Raw genomic sequence first — 17,366 nt, 5'->3', positions numbered from 1 at the left:
CATCGTGGGGCCAGCCCGCGCCCACGCACCCGAACACAATAGGGAAAGTTCAGGAGGGCGATGCGGCAATAGGCCATCCGCCGATCACTGGCAAAAGCCGTAGGGTCGGTTAACATGCCTGATTCATTTCTGAAACAAGGCCGTTTCGTGTTCCCTGGCACGCCCCCGTATCCTCGCCTGCTATTGCTGACCGCCCTGCTGGGCGGGCCGGCCCTGGCCGACGACCTGTTCATCGACAACCAGGACCTGCCGCAGGTTCTGACCGCCACGCGCCTGAAACAATCCCCGGCGGCGGTGCCTGGCAGCATGACCGTGCTGGACAGCGAGCTGATCCGCGCCAGCGGCGCCCGCGATATTCCCGAATTGCTGCGCCTGGTGCCGGGGATGATGATCGGCTACGGCGCCGGCAATCAGTCGACGGTGAACTACCATGGCAGCAATGTCAGCGATGCCCGGCGCATGCAGGTGCTGATCGATGGCCGCTCGGTATACCGCGCGGGCCTGGCCACGGTGGACTGGAGCGATATCCCGGTGGCGATCGAGGATATCGAGCGCATCGAGGTGTTCCGCGGTCCCAACACCGTCAGCTACGGTGCCAACGCGCTGATGGCGGTGGTCAACATCCTCACCCGCAACCCGGCCGACAGCCATGGCACCCGGGTCAAGCTGAGCCGCGGCCAGGATGGCATCAACGATTACTACGCGAGCCAGGGCTTTGGCTGGGACAGCGGCGACCTGCGCCTGTCGCTCTCCGGCCAGCAGGACGATGGCTTCGACCACGACCAGTTCGGCCGCGACTACCGCGACAGCCGCCGGCTCAACCGCGTCAACCTCAACGCCAGCCACACCCTGGCGCCGAACCAGACCCTGGAATGGCAACTGGCGGCCAAGGAGGGCAGCAACCAGCGGCCCTATACCTACCAGCCGGTGTTCGGCAACTACCGGGCCGGCGACAATGCCGATGTCAACGCCAAGGACTACGCAGGTTCGGTGCGCTGGAACATCGACCTGAACCCCGAACACAGCCTGTATGTGCAGGGCTCGGCCCAGCACTTCGACCGCCAGCAGGTATGGCGTGCCTGCGACGCGGCAATCGCCTTCAGCCCGGAGTTGACCCGCCTGTGGCAGCTCGACCCGAACTTCGCCGAGAAGGTCGCGCGCAACCTGTTTACCGGCAACCTGCCCAGCACCACCAACCCTGAGCTCGGCTCGCTGATGAGCCAGGTACAGAACCAGTGGGTCAACGGTGGCCGCAACACGATCTGCGGCGACGTCGACCAGAGCACCCGCGAGACCCGCTACGACCTGGAAATCCAGGACACCCTGAGCCTCACCGACAGCCTGCGCCTGGTCACCGGCATGAACTACCGCTACGACAAGGCCGACTCGCAGACCTACTTCAACGGCAGCATCGATGACCAGACCTGGCGCCTGTTCGGCCAGCTCGAGTGGCGCATCGACGAACACTGGATCGTCCAGGGCGGGGCGATGCACGAGCACTCGCAACTGTCTGGCAACTCGCTCACGCCACGGGTGGCGGTGAACTACCTGATCACCCCGCGCCACGGCCTGCGCGCCGTGTATTCCGAGGCGATCCGCTCGCCGGACATGTTCGAGAACAACGTCAACTGGAGCTACACGGTCAAGAACCTCACGCCCAACCGCTACGGCCTGCAGAACGGCGAATATTTCGTCAAGACCCGCGGCCCGGGCAACCTCGACCAGGAACGCATGCGCTCGCGTGAGCTCGGCTACAACGGCTATTTCACCGACATCGACCTGAGCATGGACGTGAAACTGTTCTATGACGAGATCACCGGGATGATCAGTGAGCCGTTGAGGAACAACCAGTACATCGCCAGCAACGCCAACAAGGCGCGCTTCAGCGGCAGCGAGGCGCAGTTCGACTGGCGCGCCACCCAGCGCGATCGCCTGCGCCTGACCTACGCCTACGTCGACGCCTGGGCCAGCAACCCCAACGACCGGCGCCTGAGCGCACGCAACAGCGGTTCGGCCGGCTGGCTGCGCGACTGGGGCGAAGGCTGGTCCAGCGCCCTTTTCTACTACGGTGACGACGCCCTCAATGGTTACCGTTACGAACGGGTCGACCTGCGCCTGGCCAAGCGTTTCAAGGTGCACGGCAGCAACCTGGAGCTGGCCGCGCTGTGGCAGCAGCGCCTGGACGACGAACCGGTCACCCTGGAGCAGAACCGCTACGACAGCCGCCACCGCCTGAGCATCAGCGCGGAGCTGGAATTCTGATGGTCCGTCTGCTGCGCCTGTTGCTGCTGTGCCTATGGCCCCTGGGATCGCTGTCCGCCAGCGAAATCCTGCTGGTGGGCGCCGAGGACCAGCCCGGCATTCGCAGCTTCGTCACGGCCCTGGAAAAACGTCGCCCCAACGACCAGGTACGGTTCCAGACTGTCGAGCAACTGCCGAGCCCGGGCAAGCTCAAGGCAGACACCCGGCTGATCCTGCTCGACACCCCAGCCCTTGAATGGCGCCTGGGCGAGGCCGCAGGACCGGCAGCGCTGGCGCTGCGGGTCAGTCGGGTCCAGGCCGAGCAGCGCCTGGGCGCCTCGCGCCCCGCCTACCTGACCCTGCTCTGGAGCGACCCGCCCCTGGCCCGGCAACTGCGCCTGACCCGATACCTGTTGCCGCAGGCACGGCGCATCGGCGTGCTGTACGGCGAACACAGCCGTTTCTTGCTCGACGAGCTGCGCCAGGCCGCCAGTTCATTGGGCCTGGAAATCGTCGCCCAGGACTGGCCCGACCTGCGCGACAGCCGTCCCCTGCAGGCCCTGCTGGGCAACAGCGACGTGCTGCTCGGCCTGGACGATCCCGACCTGTACAACTCCAAGTCGGCCAAGAACGTGCTGCTCAGCAGCTATGGCCGACAGATGGCGCTGATCGGGCCGAACGTCGGCTTCGTCCGTGCCGGCGCCCTGGCCAGCACCTACAGCGACCAGGACGACTGGCTGGCGGTGCTCGGGCAACTGCTCGACCTGCCTCCAGGCCGCTGGCCGCGCAGCCTCTACCCCGCGCACTTCGGTGTCAGCGGCAACCAGCAGGTAGCTCGCGCCCTTGGCCTGGAGGCGATCGACCCGGTCGCCGCCGCCCTGGCCCTCGCCGAAGGAGCCCCCACCCCATGAGCAAGCGCCTGAGCTGGGACATCCATACCCGTACCCAGATCATCAGCCTGGGCCCCGCCCTGTTGCTGACCCTGCTGCTGATCAGCTTCTTCACCTTCGTGCGGATCCAGGACCTGCGCCAGGAACTCAACCACACCGGGCAACTGATCGCCAACCAGTTGGCGCCAGCCTCGGAGTACGGGGTGATCTCGGGCAACAACGAAGTCCTCGAGAGCCTGATGCGCGCCACCCTGAGCATTCCCCACGTGCGTTTCCTCGAGGTGCAGGACAGCCGCAACCATATCCTGGTGTACGTCGAGCAACCCAACGAAAGCCAAAGCCGCGCCCAGCGTGTCGAGGTGTTCCAGGCGCCGATCCGCCTGCAGCAGATCCGCCTGGACAATGACTTCCTGCAGGGCAAGGCGCCAGCGCCGAACATCGGCGACGACTATCTCGGCCGGGTGATCGTCGGCATGTCCGACGACGCCTTCAGCCAGCGCCAGCAGGAGATCGTGATCAAGGCTGCGATCCTCGCCCTGTTCGCCCTGCTGTTCACCTTCCTGCTGGCGCGGCGCCTGGCCACCAGCCTGTCCAAGCCGATCAGCGACATGGGCCACGCGGTCCGGGCGATCCAGCAAGGCGACTTCAACGCGCCTTTGCCGGTGGTCGACGACAGTGAGCTGGGCCACCTGGCCCGACACATCAACAACCTGGCCAGCGCCCTTGACCAGGCCGCCCACGAACAGCAACAGGCCATGGGCCAGCTGATCCAGGCCCGCGAAGAAGCCGAGCAGGCCAACCGCGCCAAGTCGGACTTCCTGGCGATGATGAGCCACGAGTTGCGCACCCCCATGAACGGCGTGCTGGGCATGCTGCAGTTGCTCGAGACGACCGAGCTGACCGGCGAACAGGCCGACTACACCGCCGTGGCTAGCGAATCCACCGGCCACCTGCTCAAGGTGATCAACGATATCCTCGACTTCTCGCGGATCGAGCGCACCACCCTGGAGCTGGAACATATCGACTTCAACCTCGGCGAGCTGATCACCAGCAGCGTGCAGTCGTTCCAGCACAGCGCCCAGCAGCGCAACCTGGACCTGCGCCTGCAACTGCAGCCGGGCATGAACTCGCTGCAGGTGGTGGGCGATCCGACGCGCATTCGCCAGATCCTGCTGAACCTGGTGGGTAACGCACTGAAGTTCACCGAGCGCGGCGAGGTGGCCATCGAGGCCCGCTGGCAGGTGCTCGATCGCCAGTTGATCTGGCTGACCTGCACCGTGCGCGACACCGGCATCGGCATCGACAGCAACCGCCTGGAGATGATGTTCGTGGCCTTCCAGCAAGCCGACAACACCATCTCCCGGCGCTATGGCGGCACCGGGCTGGGCCTGTCGATCGCCCGCACCCTGGCCGAGCGCATGGGCGGCCAGCTGCGCGGCGAGAGCCGCGAGGGGCTGGGCTCGACCTTCACCCTGGAAATGCCACTGGCCCTGGCCAGCACCCCCGCCACCCTGCCCGTTGCGCCCCAGGACAGCGCGACAGGCAAAGGCGGCGGGCGAGTGCTGCTGGTGGAGGACAACCCGGTCAACCAGAGCGTCATCGAGGCGATGCTGCGCAGCCTCGGTTTCGAGGTGAGCCTGGCGATGGACGGCGCCCAGGCCGTCGACCTGGTCGGCCAGCAACGCTTTGCCGCCGTACTGATGGATTGCCGCCTGCCGCATGTCGACGGCTACGAGGCCACCCGGCGCATCCGCCAGCTGCCGGGCAGCGCGGGCCTGCCGATCATCGCCCTGACCGCCAGCGCGTTGCAGGGCGACCGCGAACGCTGCCTGGCCGCCGGAATGAACGATTACCTGAGCAAGCCGTTCAAACGCACCGATCTGCAACGCATCCTGCAACGCTGGTTGCCGGGTCGGACAGCCGCGACTGGCGATAAATGCTAAAGTGCGGCAGTCTTAAGGACTGGACAGGACCGCCGCAGGGCCGGAAAATAACATTTCAGTGCACACCTGTACTTCTTTTGCCAGGTGCGCTGTGACTTTCACCACAACGCAATAGTCTACCTGTAGGCTGCCGCCTCGAATGCCAAGCGCTTCGGGCCGGCCGGGAAGATTCATCCCCTGCCGCAGGGGGTTATTGAGGAGCTCGCATGACCAAACAACACGCCTTTACTCGGGAAGACCTGCTGCGCTGCAGTCGCGGTGAGCTGTTCGGCCCCGGTAATGCGCAACTGCCCGCCCCGAACATGCTGATGGTCGATCGCATCACCCATATCAGCGAGGAAGGCGGCAAGTTCGGCAAAGGTGAATTGGTCGCCGAGCTGGATATCAATCCGGACCTGTGGTTCTTCGCCTGCCACTTCGAAGGCGATCCGGTGATGCCGGGCTGCCTGGGCCTGGACGCCATGTGGCAGCTGGTCGGCTTCTTCCTCGGCTGGCAGGGCCTGCCGGGCCGTGGCCGCGCCCTGGGTTCGGGCGAAGTGAAATTCTTTGGCCAGGTCCTGCCGGAAGCCAAGAAAGTCACCTACAACATTCATATCAAGCGCGTCCTGAAGGGCAAGCTGAACATGGCCATCGCCGATGGCTCGGTCAGCGTCGACGGTCGCGAGATCTACACCGCCGAAGGCCTGCGGGTCGGCGTGTTCACCTCCACTGACAATTTCTAAGGGTTATTCGCATGCGCCGCGTCGTGATCACTGGTCTGGGCATCGTATCGTGCCTGGGCAATGACAAAGCTACCGTCACCGAAAACCTGCGCAACAGCCGTCCGGGTATCCGTTACAACCCGGAATACAAGGAAATGGGGCTGCGTAGCCAGGTTTCCGGTTCCATCGACCTCAACCTCGAAGAGCTGATCGACCGCAAGGTCTATCGCTTCGTCGGCCACGCCGCCGCCTATGCGTACCTCGCTATGCAGGACGCGATCAAGGACGCCGGCCTGACCGAAGAGCAGGTTTCCAACCCGCGCACCGGCCTGGTTGCCGGCTCCGGCGGTGCTTCCACCCTGAACCAGATGGAAGCCCTGGACACCCTGCGCGAAAAAGGCGTCAAGCGCGTCGGCCCCTACCGTGTCACCCGCACCATGGGCAGCACCGTGTCGGCGTGCCTGGCCACCCCGTTCAAGATCAAGGGCATCAACTACTCGATCTCGTCTGCCTGCGCCACTTCCGCACACTGCATCGGCACCGCCCTGGAGCAGATCCAGTGGGGCAAGCAGGACATCGTCTTCGCCGGTGGCGGTGAAGAAGAGCACTGGAGCCAGTCGTTCCTGTTCGACGCCATGGGCGCCCTGTCGACCAAGCGCAACGAAACACCGGAACTGGCCTCGCGCGCCTACGACGCCGACCGTGACGGCTTCGTCATCGCCGGCGGCGGTGGCATGGTGGTGGTCGAGGAACTGGAACATGCCCTGGCCCGTGGCGCCAAGATCTATGCCGAGATCGTCGGCTACGGCGCGACTTCCGACGGCTACGACATGGTCGCCCCGAGCGGCGAAGGCGCGATCCGCTGCATGCAGCAGGCGCTGTCCACCGTCGACACCCCGATCGACTACCTGAACACCCACGGCACCTCCACCCCGGTCGGCGACGTCGCCGAGATGAAGGGCGTGCGTGAAGTGTTCGGCGACAAGGCACCGAAGATCAGCTCGACCAAGAGCCTGTCGGGCCACTCGCTGGGCGCCGCGGGCGTGCACGAGGCGATCTACTGCCTGCTGATGATGGAGAACAACTTCATCGCCGGCTCCGCCAACATCGACGAGCTGGACCCGGAAGTCGCCGACCTGCCGGTGCTGCGCAAGACCGAAGAGAACGCCAAGATCGACACGGTCATGAGCAACAGCTTCGGCTTCGGCGGCACCAACGCCACCCTGGTGCTCAAGCGCTGGACTGGCAAGTGATCGGCTGATCCGCTTAACGAGAACGCCCGGACCAAAGTCCGGGCGTTTTTTTTGTGCCCCGCGATGGCCCTTATACCGAAAACCGCTGTACCAGGGTGTTCAGGTCCACCGCCAGCCGCGACAGCGCCTGGCTCGCGGCGGACGTTTCTTCGGCCCCGGCCGAGGACTGGTGCGCCAGGTCGCGAATGGTGGTCAGGTTGCGGTCCACCTCCCGCGCCACCTGGGCCTGCTGCTCCGAGGCACTGGCGATCACCAGGTTGCGCTCATTGATCTGGCCGATGGCCGCTGCGATCGCTTCCAGCGCCTGGCCGGCGGCATGGGCGCCGTCCAAGGTCGAACGGGCCTGGGCGTCGCTGTGCTGCATGCCCTGCACGGCCCGCTCGGCGCCGCTGCGAATAGCCACGATCATCTGCTCGATCTCCTGGGTCGAGGTCTGCGTGCGGTGGGCCAGCGCCCGCACCTCGTCAGCGACCACGGCGAACCCACGCCCGGCCTCGCCGGCCCGCGCCGCCTCGATAGCAGCGTTTAGCGCCAGCAGGTTGGTCTGCTCGGCGATCGAGCCGATCACATCCAGCACCTTGCTGATGTCGTGCACCTGCTGGGCCAGTTGCCCCACCTCTTCGGCGTTGCCCGCCACGCCATTGGCCAGCGCCTCGATGGCAGTGACCGTGGCCTGCACCTGCTCGCGCCCACGGCGGGCGATCTGGTCGGACTCGCGGGAAGCCTCCGAGGTGGCCACCGCATTGCTCGCCACCTCCTCCACCGCCGCCGTCATCTGGTTCACCGCGGTCGCGGCCTGCTCGATCTCCATGCTCTGCTGCTGCAGGCCGCGGGTGGCGTCTTCGGTGACCGCGCTCAGCTCTTCGGACGCCGAGGCCAGCTGGCTGGCTGAATCGGAAATCCGCCCGATGGTCTCGCGCAGGCTCTGCTGCATGCTCTTGAGCGCCGCCAGCAGGCGCGCCGGCTCATCGTCGCCCTGCACGGTGATCTGCGGCGTGAGGTCGCCCGTGGCGACCGTCTCGGCCACCTTCAGCGACTGCCCGAGCGGTCGCACGATGCTGCGGGTCAGGGCCAGGGCGAGCACCACGGTGAGGCTCAGGGCGATCACCAGCAGCACGCCGACCCAGACCTTGGCGCCGTTGTACACGGCCTCGGCCAGGTCTGTGGCGGAGTTGGCCTGGTGGTTGTTCAGCTCGATAAGCTCGTTGAGCGTGGCGGTCATCTGGTCGGCCAGCTGGTTCATCTCGCCGTTGACCAGCACCGCTGCGTCCTGAACATGCCCATCGGTGGCCAACTGCACCACCTGCCCCTGCAAGGTCATGTACTGGCGCTCCAGGACCTGGTAGCGGTCGAACAAGGTCCGCTCCTCTGGCAGCACGATCAACCCATCGTAATGGTTCTGAGCCTTGCTCAGGCCGCCCTTGATTTCTTCGATGCGGGCACGGTTCTGCTGCTGGGCGGCCGGGTCGGTGTTGACCAGCAGGCGCAGGGTCAAGGCGCGGATGCGCAGCATGTCCTGGGTCATGCTGCCCACCGAGATCACGCTCGGCAGCCAATTGTTGTCGACCTGCTCGGACTGCTGGCGCATGCTGGTCATCTGCTGCAGCGCGAAGCCGCCCAGCGCCACCACCAGCAGCGCCATGATGCCGAAGCCCAGGCCCGCGCGCGGGGCGATATTCAAGCGTCTCAGGCTCATTTCCAGGATCCCTCCCAAAAGCGTTGTTCCGTCGCTTAATGAAGGTATCGGGCCGCCTGGAAATTGCGTAAGACGAAAACGCGATATCAAAAAGCTATCCACTGCTATAACGCGCTACTTCGCTGCTTTTGGCAGCAGATTGATAAAATTCGTCCGACTCACCTGCTCCGCAACCGCTGCCGGCAAGGCATCAAGGAAGGGGTCGAAACCGTGCATCTGTTCACCCAGGCTGTCGAACTGCCCCACCAGGTCGGAGCCGAGCACGAAACGCTGAGGGAAGCGTTCGACCAGCGCCACCCAGTCCTGGCGCGGCACACCCTGCGGATCAAGCAGGTAGGGCTTGAGCACGCTCCAGGACAGGTCGACATACAGGTTCGGGTAGTCCTCCAACAGCCGCGTCAGCACCGGCAGGAGAAAATCCATCTGTTCCTGATGTCGATGGATCTCCAGACTGCTGCCGGCGTGGGCCCAGATGAAGCGAGTATGCGGATGGTTGCGCAGTGGTTCTTCGATCTCGGCCAGGTAAAGCGGGTTGCGCTCGCGCTTGGAGGTGATGTTCGAATGCAGTAGCACCGGCAGGTCGCGCTCGGCAGCCAGGTGATAGATGCGGGTCATGGCTTCGTTATTGGCCCGCGGCGTGTCGCCGCTGGTCAGGGCGGTGAGGTCGTCGTGGCGGGTGAACACTTCGCCAATGCCCTGCCACAACCCCGGATAGAGGTCGAGCATGCGCTCGATATGATTGACGGCGTTCTTGTCCACCGGATTGAAGCCGGTGAGAAAAGGGTGAAAGCGACGGCGTTGCTGCGCTGGCAGCTTCTGCAACGCGGCGGCGACATACAGGTCGGTGGCGCTGTACCAGTAGGCGTCTGCGTCATCCCCGGCGTAATAACGCGGGCGCTTGGGCTCGTCCTCGTGCCATTTCTTCGCCACCGCAATGCCGGAGATCATCGACTGCTCCACACCGGCCGCGTCCATGGCCTTGAGCAACGCCGGCATGCCCTCGGTCTCCTGGAAAAAGTCCACGTAGTGCAGGTGCGCGTCGCTGTAGCGGTAGTCTCGGGCCTGCGCGGAATCGAACAGGCCTGCGCTCAACAGCAGGCAAGCCAGTGTGCGGGCGATCATTGGAGCCTCCTTTTGCCATCCCCGCCAGAGTAGACCGGGCAGCGCCCGCGACGGTTCAGCCACGGACGGCGAAACGCTATGCTTGCAGGCATCCCTCAAGGAGTGTCGCCATGAGCAGTCCCCTGGTCATCCGCCCACGTGCCGAATCGGTCGAGGGCCAGCCGATCCTGCGCCCGCTGCCATCGGCGCAGTGCCGCAGCGTCGGCCCCTTCGTGTTCTTCGACCATATGCTGGAAACCGACTACGCGCCGGGCCATGGCATGGACATTCGCCAGCATCCGCATATCGGCCTGTCCACCCTCACCTACCTGTTCGAGGGTGAAATCCAGCACAAGGACAGCCTGGGCTCGGACCAGCGCGTACAGCCGGGCGATGTCAGTTGGATGACCGCCGGCGCCGGCGTGGCGCACGTCGAGCGAACGCCGGCAGAAGCATTTCGCAAAGGCTCGCGCCTGCATGGGCTGCAGGTATGGCTGGCTTCCCCGCAAAGCGCCGAACAAGGGCCGGCAAGCTACAGCCATCACCCGGCGGCCAGCCTGCCGCTCAGCGACAGCCTGGGCGTGCAGATCCGCATGATTGCCGGCAAGGGTTTCTGCCTGGAATCCCCCGTGCCAGTGCTCTCCCCGACACTTTATGCCCATGTGCGCATGCAGCCGGCCACCACCCTGATCGTGCCGACGGAACACGCACAGCGCGCGCTGTATCTGCTCGAAGGTGAGTTGCTGCTGGATGGCGAGGACGTCGAGCCATGCAGCCTGGTCGTGCTGCCTGAGGGCGAAGCGGTGAGCTTGTATGCCGAGGAGGAGTGCCAGCTGGTGCTGATCGGCGGCGCGCCGCTGGATGGTCCGCGGCGGATGAACTGGAATTTCGTGGCCAGTGATCCGGCCTTGATCGAGTCGGCGCGGGCGCGCTGGGCGGCTGGGGATTGGCCAGTGGTGCCGGGGGAAAGCGGGCGGATCGAACTACCGCGCTAAACCGGGGCCGCTTTGCGGCCCCTGAGCGTTCAGCCTGCGAACACTTCCTTGAGCAAGTTATGCATCGAGCGGAACGCCCGCTCCGACGTACGCCGGTCATACTGCATCTTGCCCGGCACATTGGCGTTCGGATCGGTGAACGAATGCACCGCGCCGCCATAGCTGAGCAATTGCCAGTCGACCTTGGCCGCGTTCATCTCGGCCTCGAAAGCCGGTAGCTGTTCCTTGGGCACCAGCGGATCGGAAGCGCCATGCAGCACCAGCACCGAACCCTTGATGCGCTTGGCATCCTCGGGGCTTGGCGTGTCCAGGGTGCCATGGAAGGAAACGGCGGCCTTCAGGTCGGCGCCGGAGCGGGCCAGTTCCAACGCGCAGCAGCCACCGAAGCAGAAGCCGAAGGTGGCCACCTTGCCAGGCTCCAACAAGGCCCTAGACTGCCCCAGCAGCTGCGCCAGCGCCTCCTGCATACGCTTGCGCAGCTCGGCGCGATCATTTTTCAGCGGCATCATCGCCGCGCCCGCCTCATCGGCATTGGACGGGCGCACCGACTGGCCGTACAGGTCGGCGATCAACACCACATAGCCTTGCTCGGCCACTTCCTTGGCGATACGTTCGGCGCCCTCACCGATACCCATCCAGTTCGGCGCCATCACCAGGCCCGGCTGGGGCAGCGCGCCCTGGGTGTAGACCAGGCGGCTTTCGTAGGCTTTGCCTGACAGGTGGTAGACCAGCGATTCGACGATGACCTTGCTCATTCAGCTCTCCTTGGGCTTCACGGGTCAGCACATGATAGATGCATTCCCAGCGCCCCCCATTCTCACCAGAAAGAAAAAGCCCGCCGAAGCGGGCTTTGTCTGCGTCAGATCAAGCGGACAGCTCGACCAGCAGCTTGTTGAGGCGACGCACATAGGCCGCCGGGTCCTTCAGGCTGTCGCCGGCCGCCAGGGCCGCCTGGTCGAACAGGATGTGCGAAAGCTCGGCAAAGCGGTCTTCGCTCTGCTCGCCATCGAGCTTCTCGATCAGCGGGTGGGTCGGGTTGAACTCGAAGATCGGCTTGGACTCGGGCACCTTCTGCCCGCTGGCTTCGAGGATCTGGCGCATTTGCAGGCCCAGGTCCTGCTCACCGATGGCCAGGATCGCCGGCGAATCGGTCAGGCGGTGCGAGACACGCACTTCGGCCACGCTGTCACCCAGCGCGCCCTTGAGGCGCTCGACCAGGCCTTCCTTGTCCTTGGCGACTTCTTCCTGGGCCTTCTTGTCCTCTTCGGAATCCAGCTTGCCCAGGTCCAGGTCGCCACGGGCGACGTCGACGAAGGCCTTGCCATCGAACTCGCTGAGGTAGCTCATCAGCCACTCGTCGATGCGGTCGGTCAGCAGCAGCACTTCGATGCCTTTCTTGCGGAAGACCTCCAGGTGCGGGCTGTTCTTGACCTGGGCGTAGGATTCACCGGTCAGGAAGTAGATCTTGTCCTGGCCTTCCTTGGCGCGGGCCAGGTAGTCGGCCAGGGCAACGCTCTGCTCGCCGCTGTCGTCGTGGGTGGAGGCGAAGCGCAGCAGGCCTGCGATCTTCTCCTTGTTGGCGAAGTCCTCGGCCGGGCCTTCCTTCAGCACCTGGCCGAAGTTCTTCCAGAAGCCCTTGTACTGCTCGGGCTCGTTCTTCGCCAGCTTCTCCAGCATGTCCAGCACGCGCTTGGTCAGCGCGGTCTTCATCGAATCGATGATCGGATCCTTCTGCAGGATCTCGCGGGAAACGTTCAGCGACAGGTCGTTGGAGTCGACCACACCCTTGATGAAGCGCAGGTACAGCGGCAGGAACGACTCGGCCTGGTCCATGATGAACACGCGCTGCACGTACAGCTTCAGACCGCGTGGCGCTTCGCGCTGGTACAGGTCGAACGGTGCGCGGGCCGGCACGTACAGCAGCGAGTTGTACTCGAGCTTGCCTTCGACCTTGTTGTGGCTCCAGGCCAGCGGGTTCTCGAAGTCATGGCCGATGTGCTTGTAGAACTCCTGGTACTCCTCATCCTTGACCTCGGTGCGCGAACGGGTCCACAGGGCGCTGGCGCGGTTGACGGTTTCCCACTCCTGAGCCGGCTGCTCTTCGCCTTCGGCAGCCGCTGGTTGCTCCTTCGGCAGCTCGATCGGCAGGGCGATGTGATCGGAGTACTTCTTGACGATGTTGCGCAGGCGCCAGCCATCGGCGAACTCGTCCTCGCCCTTCTTCAGGTGCAGGACGATACGGGTGCCGCGCTGCGGCTTGTCGACGGTGGCGACCTCGAACTCACCCTCGCCCCTGGACGACCAGTGCACGCCTTCGGCGGCCGGCAGACCGGCGCGACGGCTGAACACGTCGACCTTGTCGGCGACGATGAACGCGGAATAGAAGCCCACGCCGAACTGACCGATCAGGTGCGAGTCCTTCTTCTGGTCACCGGTGAGGTTCTTCATGAAGTCGGCGGTGCCGGACTTGGCGATGGTGCCCAGGTGGGCGATGACGTCTTCGCGGCTCATGCCGATGCCGTTGTCCTCGAGGGTCACGGTATTGGCGTCTTTGTCGAAGCTCAGGCGGATTTTCAGCTCGGCGTCGCCTTCGAGCAGCTCAGGCTTGGCCAGGGCCTCGAAACGCAGCTTGTCGGCGGCGTCGGAAGCGTTGGAGATCAGCTCGCGCAGGAAGATCTCCTTGTTCGAATACAGGGAATGGATCATGAGGTGCAGCAGCTGCTTTACCTCGGTCTGGAAGCCCAGGGTTTCTTTTTGAGTCTCCACACTCATGGTCTTCAAACTCCAATCTGTTGGTTGTTGACGCCTGGCGGCCGTCGGGCCTGCTTTTGATGGCGGATGTCCAGCAGATGGGGGCACCCCTGACTATTTCAAGGGCTTTTCCGGTTCGATCTTGAAATGCGCGCGCGCCGTGGCGATCGGCGTGTCGCGATCGCCCTGCCAGGCGGTGATGGCGACGTTGGTCACCCGCCGCCCCTGGCGCCATAGCTGGCACTGGGCGTAGGTGTCGCGAAAATGCCCGGCGCGCAGGTAATCGATGGAGAAATCGATAATCTTCGGGATGCTCGCGCTCTCGCTGTAGATCAACAGGTAGAGTGCCGCGGACAGCTCCATGAAGCCGGCAATCACGCCACCATGGATCGCCGGTAACAACGGGTTGCCGATGTTGTCAGGATTGGCCGGCAGGCGGAACAGCAGGTCGTCGCCGTGGCGCTCGCATTCGATGCCGATCAACCCGGCATACGGGATCAATGCCAGCAATGGCTGGTAATCGCCGCGAGCATGGGCCCGGTTCAACTGTTGACGGATATCGGCGGGGATCACGCGCGGCCCTCCTTGAGGCTGTTGCCGAAGCGAATGCCGCCCTTGACGTCCTGCCCCAGGCGCATGAAGGTGCCGACCACCTGGCAGATCGGCTGCGCGGGGTCGTCCTGGTAGGCAGTGCCGCGGGTGAAAATGACATCGCGGGTCACGCGGTAGCACTGGGCATGGCCGAAGATGTCCTTGCCGGCCTCGGCCGGGTGCATGTAGTCGATGCGCAGGTCCAGGGTCGGGCACACCTCGAAACGCGGCAACGCGCAGAGCGTGGCCATGCCGCAGGTCGTGTCCATCAGCGTGGTCAGCACCCCGCCGTGCACCGCGCCGTTCTGCGGGTTGCCGACAATGGCCGGTGACCAGGGCAGCACCAGCGTCATGCCGTCGGCGTCGGCGTGGTGCACGCGCATCTGCAATACCTGGCAATGTTTCAACGCCGAGAGAAAACGCTCGGCCATCGCCATCAATGGCATCTCGTTCATTGTCCCTCGCTTCATAAAATAGATAAAAAGTCCATATAGGTCGGGCAGTTATATATCTGTAACCTTTGTGGAACTTCTTCGCAGACGATGAACTCGAAGGTACACGTAAAGTTATTCCACCCAGGAGAAACACCCCATGCGTAAACCTTTTGCTTTTGCTCTGATGCTGGCCGCTGCCATGGGCCTGGCTGCTTGCGATAAAGCGAGCGAAGACAAAGCCCAGGACGCACAGCAACACGCCGAGCAAGCCCAGGAAAAGATGGGCGAAGCTCAGGATAAGATGAACGAAGCCGCCAAGGAAAACGCCGAAGCCGCCAAAGATCAGGCCGAAGCGCAGCAGAAGGCCGCCGAGGAGGCCGCGCCCTCCACCCCAGCGCCGACCACTGCGCCTGCCGAGCCTGCCAAGCAGTAATCGCGCCATACAAAAAAACCCGACAATGTCGGGTTTTTTTGTATCTACCGCTTACGCTAAAAGGTTTCAGCCAGCAATACCGGAAGCGTCCTTGCCCGGCTCTACCGACACACTTTCCGTCGGTGTGAACACCATCACTTCCAGTACATGGGAATGGAACTCGCGGCGATACAGGATGAATACAACGCCGACACTCATGACCATGAACAACCAAGGGCTGATGAACCAACTCAGCATGGCCATGCCGAAGTAGTACGAACGCAATCCGAGGTTGAACTGGTTGGCGGCCAACGACAGTACGCGTGCGGCCCGAGAGGCGAAGGCCTTGCGCTCGAGTTCGTTGACCAGGCGCTCGCCGATCATCGGCGCCGAACCCACCAACACAGCGGCGAAGTTGTATTGGCGCATGCACCAGCTGAAGGTGAAGAAGGCGTAGACGAACACCATCGCCAGGCACAGCAACTTGATTTCCGACATCCCTTGCGAGGCCTGCTGCACCAATGGCAGGTCGGCCAGCAGCGACAGCGCGCGATCCGACGCTCCGAGCACGGTGAGGATACCGGCGAGGATGATCAAGGTACTGGAGGCGAAGAACGACGCGTTGCGCTCCAGGTTGCCGATCACGCTGGCATCGGCGATTCGGTTGTCGCGCAGCAGCATGCGGCGCATCCAGTCTTCGCGGTACAGGTGCAGCACGCTGGCCAGGCACGCCGTGTCGCGGCCTTTCCAGATGGCGTAGCGGGTGTAGCCGCCCCAGCAGATGGCGAACCAGCAGGCGGCAAGGAGGTTGCCCAGGTTGTTTTGGATGAAGCTCATGCAGCAGTCCCGTCAAAGAGAAACAGACCGGTTTTCGACGCCCGGATTCGGCAAAAGACACGCCCTCGCCACGATAGCGTCGGTACAGCCGACAAAAAACCCCGCGCCTTTCGGCAGCGGGGTTTCGATATCCACCATCGGCAAGCGCCCTTCAGCTTGTGGCCAGCGCCCTGCCCTTGAGGTTTCAATCCATCAGGCCAGCGCCTCGCGCGGCTTGCCCAGCATGCGATCGCAGACCACGGCGGCGGCCAGAGTGACCACCGAAGGCACCAGCCAGGCCATGCCTTCGTTGCTGAACGGCAGGTGAGCCAGGGCGTCAGGCAGTACGTGGGCAAAGCTGCTGCCCTTGATCGCGTCGACAACGCCGAACACCAGCGACACCAGCATGACCGGGGCCAGGATACGGGTCGGCGAATTCCACAGGTCTTTCACAAAGCTCAGGCCCACGACCACGATGCACGGCGGGTAGATCGCCGTCAGCACGGGAATCGAGAACATGATCAGCTTGGTCAGGCCCAGGTTGGAGATCAGCAGCGAGAAGCCGGCCAGGATTACCACAAGGGCACGGTACGACAGCGGCAGGATCTGGCTGAAGTACTCGGCGCAGGCGCAGGTCAGGCCAACGGCGGTCACCAGGCAGGCCAGTGCGATCAACACGGCGAGGAAGCCGCTGCCCAACGAACCAAAGGTGTGCTGCACGTAGGCATGCAGGACCATCGCGCCGTTGGTGGCGTCGGCGGCGATGTCATGGCTGCCCGCGCCAAGGCGGAACAGGCTGACGTACACCAGCACCAGGCCGACACCGGCAATCAGGCCGGCGATGATGGCATAACGGGTGATCAGCTTCGGCGACTCGACGCCACGCGAGCGGATGGCGTTGACGATGACGATACCGAAAACCAGGGCGCCCAGGGTGTCCATGGTCAGGTAGCCATCGGAGAACCCTTTGGAGAACGCGGCGGCGGCATAGGCAGGCTGGGCCTCGCCAATGGTGCCGGCCGGCAGGGCGAAGGCCGCGATGCCCAGCACTGCCAGGGCGATGATCTTCAATGGCGCGAGGAAACGGCCCACGGTGTCGAGCAGCTTGCCCGGATACATGGACACGGCCAGTACCACGGCGAAGTACACGATGCTGTAGATAAGCAGCGCCGTCGGGCTCTCGCCGGTCAACGGCGCAACGCCCACTTCGAACGACACGGTCGCGGTACGCGGGGTGGCGAACAGCGGACCGACCGAGAGGTAGCACACGGCCGCCAGCAGGCCGCCGAAAAACTTGCCGATCGGGCTGCTCAGGGCATCCATGCCGCCACCGACCTTGGCCAGCGCGACCACGGTGATGACCGGTAGGCCCACGGCGGTGACCAGGAAGCCGAGTGCGGCCATCCACACGTTCGGACCGGACTGCAGGCCGACGATGGGCGGGAAGATGATGTTGCCGGCGCCGACGAACAGCGCGAACGTCATAAAGCCAAGCGCCAGGATATCCTGGCCTTTTAACACTTTCATTTAAGGAAATACCAC

The 17,366-nt window shown here is 64.2% G+C and carries 15 protein-coding genes and 1 pseudogene; 7 read left to right on the top strand and 9 right to left on the bottom strand.

The window, feature by feature from the left end; all coding sequences use genetic code 11:
* The first annotated feature begins 114 nt into the window (after nucleotides 1-114).
* The 5 genes from AC25M7_RS08040 to fabB all read left to right on the top strand — a co-directional run bounded on the left by AC25M7_RS08040 (nucleotide 115) and on the right by fabB (nucleotide 7,028).
* Nucleotides 115-2,262, top strand: a complete 2,148-nt coding sequence (locus AC25M7_RS08040; protein WP_486970914.1) for a TonB-dependent receptor plug domain-containing protein — start codon at nucleotides 115-117, stop codon at nucleotides 2,260-2,262.
* Nucleotides 2,262-3,152, top strand: coding sequence for an ABC transporter substrate-binding protein (locus AC25M7_RS08035; protein WP_069016225.1), 891 nt, complete (start codon nucleotides 2,262-2,264; stop codon nucleotides 3,150-3,152). Before AC25M7_RS08040 ends, AC25M7_RS08035 begins: the two co-directional genes overlap by 1 nt.
* Nucleotides 3,149-5,074 (top strand): response regulator, encoded by a 1,926-nt coding sequence (locus tag AC25M7_RS08030; RefSeq protein ID WP_028690474.1) that lies wholly within the window; start codon nucleotides 3,149-3,151, stop codon nucleotides 5,072-5,074. The genes AC25M7_RS08035 and AC25M7_RS08030 overlap by 4 nt, the downstream gene beginning before the upstream one ends.
* A gap of 206 nt (nucleotides 5,075-5,280) precedes the next feature.
* Nucleotides 5,281-5,796 (top strand): 3-hydroxyacyl-[acyl-carrier-protein] dehydratase FabA, encoded by a 516-nt coding sequence (gene fabA / locus AC25M7_RS08025; protein WP_028690473.1) that lies wholly within the window; start codon nucleotides 5,281-5,283, stop codon nucleotides 5,794-5,796.
* An 11-nt stretch (nucleotides 5,797-5,807) separates the two neighbouring features.
* Complete coding sequence (gene fabB / locus AC25M7_RS08020; RefSeq protein ID WP_028690472.1) at nucleotides 5,808-7,028, top strand: beta-ketoacyl-ACP synthase I; 1,221 nt, start codon at nucleotides 5,808-5,810, stop codon at nucleotides 7,026-7,028.
* A gap of 70 nt (nucleotides 7,029-7,098) precedes the next feature.
* Here fabB and AC25M7_RS08015 read toward each other — a convergent pair whose 3' ends face one another.
* The 3 genes and pseudogenes from AC25M7_RS08015 to AC25M7_RS08005 all read right to left on the bottom strand — a co-directional run bounded on the left by AC25M7_RS08015 (nucleotide 7,099) and on the right by AC25M7_RS08005 (nucleotide 9,846).
* Nucleotides 7,099-7,839: a methyl-accepting chemotaxis protein gene (locus AC25M7_RS08015; RefSeq protein WP_408634423.1), complete on the bottom strand. Its 741-nt coding sequence runs from the start codon at nucleotides 7,837-7,839 to the stop codon at nucleotides 7,099-7,101.
* Nucleotides 7,840-7,953: 114 nt separating this feature from the next.
* Nucleotides 7,954-8,724, bottom strand: a pseudogene (locus tag AC25M7_RS08010) (MCP four helix bundle domain-containing protein); the annotation flags it as partial.
* Nucleotides 8,725-8,838: 114 nt separating this feature from the next.
* Nucleotides 8,839-9,846, bottom strand: coding sequence for an amidohydrolase family protein (locus AC25M7_RS08005; RefSeq protein ID WP_486970913.1), 1,008 nt, complete (start codon nucleotides 9,844-9,846; stop codon nucleotides 8,839-8,841).
* 110 nt (nucleotides 9,847-9,956) lie between these two features.
* Here AC25M7_RS08005 and AC25M7_RS08000 point away from each other — a divergent pair, with 110 nt between their 5' ends.
* Nucleotides 9,957-10,820 carry a pirin family protein gene (locus tag AC25M7_RS08000; protein WP_028690469.1) on the top strand — a complete coding sequence of 288 codons (864 nt, stop codon included), beginning with the start codon at nucleotides 9,957-9,959 and terminating at the stop codon, nucleotides 10,818-10,820.
* A 29-nt stretch (nucleotides 10,821-10,849) separates the two neighbouring features.
* Here the strand turns inward: AC25M7_RS08000 and AC25M7_RS07995 are convergent, their stop codons facing one another.
* The 4 genes from AC25M7_RS07995 to AC25M7_RS07980 all read right to left on the bottom strand — a co-directional run bounded on the left by AC25M7_RS07995 (nucleotide 10,850) and on the right by AC25M7_RS07980 (nucleotide 14,617).
* A complete protein-coding gene (locus tag AC25M7_RS07995; RefSeq protein WP_028690468.1) occupies nucleotides 10,850-11,575 on the bottom strand; it encodes a dienelactone hydrolase family protein in 726 nt (241 codons plus the stop codon).
* 109 nt (nucleotides 11,576-11,684) lie between these two features.
* Nucleotides 11,685-13,592: a molecular chaperone HtpG gene (htpG, locus tag AC25M7_RS07990; protein ID WP_028690467.1), complete on the bottom strand. Its 1,908-nt coding sequence runs from the start codon at nucleotides 13,590-13,592 to the stop codon at nucleotides 11,685-11,687.
* A gap of 93 nt (nucleotides 13,593-13,685) precedes the next feature.
* Nucleotides 13,686-14,144, bottom strand: coding sequence for a PaaI family thioesterase (locus tag AC25M7_RS07985; protein WP_088852915.1), 459 nt, complete (start codon nucleotides 14,142-14,144; stop codon nucleotides 13,686-13,688).
* On the bottom strand, nucleotides 14,141-14,617 hold the full coding sequence (locus AC25M7_RS07980) for a PaaI family thioesterase (protein WP_088852916.1): 477 nt from the start codon (nucleotides 14,615-14,617) through the stop codon (nucleotides 14,141-14,143). Before AC25M7_RS07980 ends, AC25M7_RS07985 begins: the two co-directional genes overlap by 4 nt.
* A gap of 136 nt (nucleotides 14,618-14,753) precedes the next feature.
* Here AC25M7_RS07980 and AC25M7_RS07975 point away from each other — a divergent pair, with 136 nt between their 5' ends.
* Nucleotides 14,754-15,029 (top strand): hypothetical protein, encoded by a 276-nt coding sequence (locus AC25M7_RS07975; RefSeq protein WP_028690464.1) that lies wholly within the window; start codon nucleotides 14,754-14,756, stop codon nucleotides 15,027-15,029.
* A 66-nt stretch (nucleotides 15,030-15,095) separates the two neighbouring features.
* Here the strand turns inward: AC25M7_RS07975 and AC25M7_RS07970 are convergent, their stop codons facing one another.
* On the bottom strand, nucleotides 15,096-15,845 hold the full coding sequence (locus AC25M7_RS07970; protein WP_028690463.1) for a DUF599 domain-containing protein: 750 nt from the start codon (nucleotides 15,843-15,845) through the stop codon (nucleotides 15,096-15,098).
* A gap of 192 nt (nucleotides 15,846-16,037) precedes the next feature.
* Nucleotides 16,038-17,351, bottom strand: a complete 1,314-nt coding sequence (brnQ, locus tag AC25M7_RS07965; RefSeq protein WP_028690462.1) for a branched-chain amino acid transport system II carrier protein — start codon at nucleotides 17,349-17,351, stop codon at nucleotides 16,038-16,040.
* Between the last annotated feature and the right edge of the window lie 15 nt (nucleotides 17,352-17,366).

The sequence above is a fragment of the Pseudomonas sp. P106(2024) genome, from assembly GCF_057480815.1.
The sequence above is the reverse complement of the archived record's forward strand: the minus strand, read 5'-3'. Positions and strand labels throughout refer to the sequence as shown.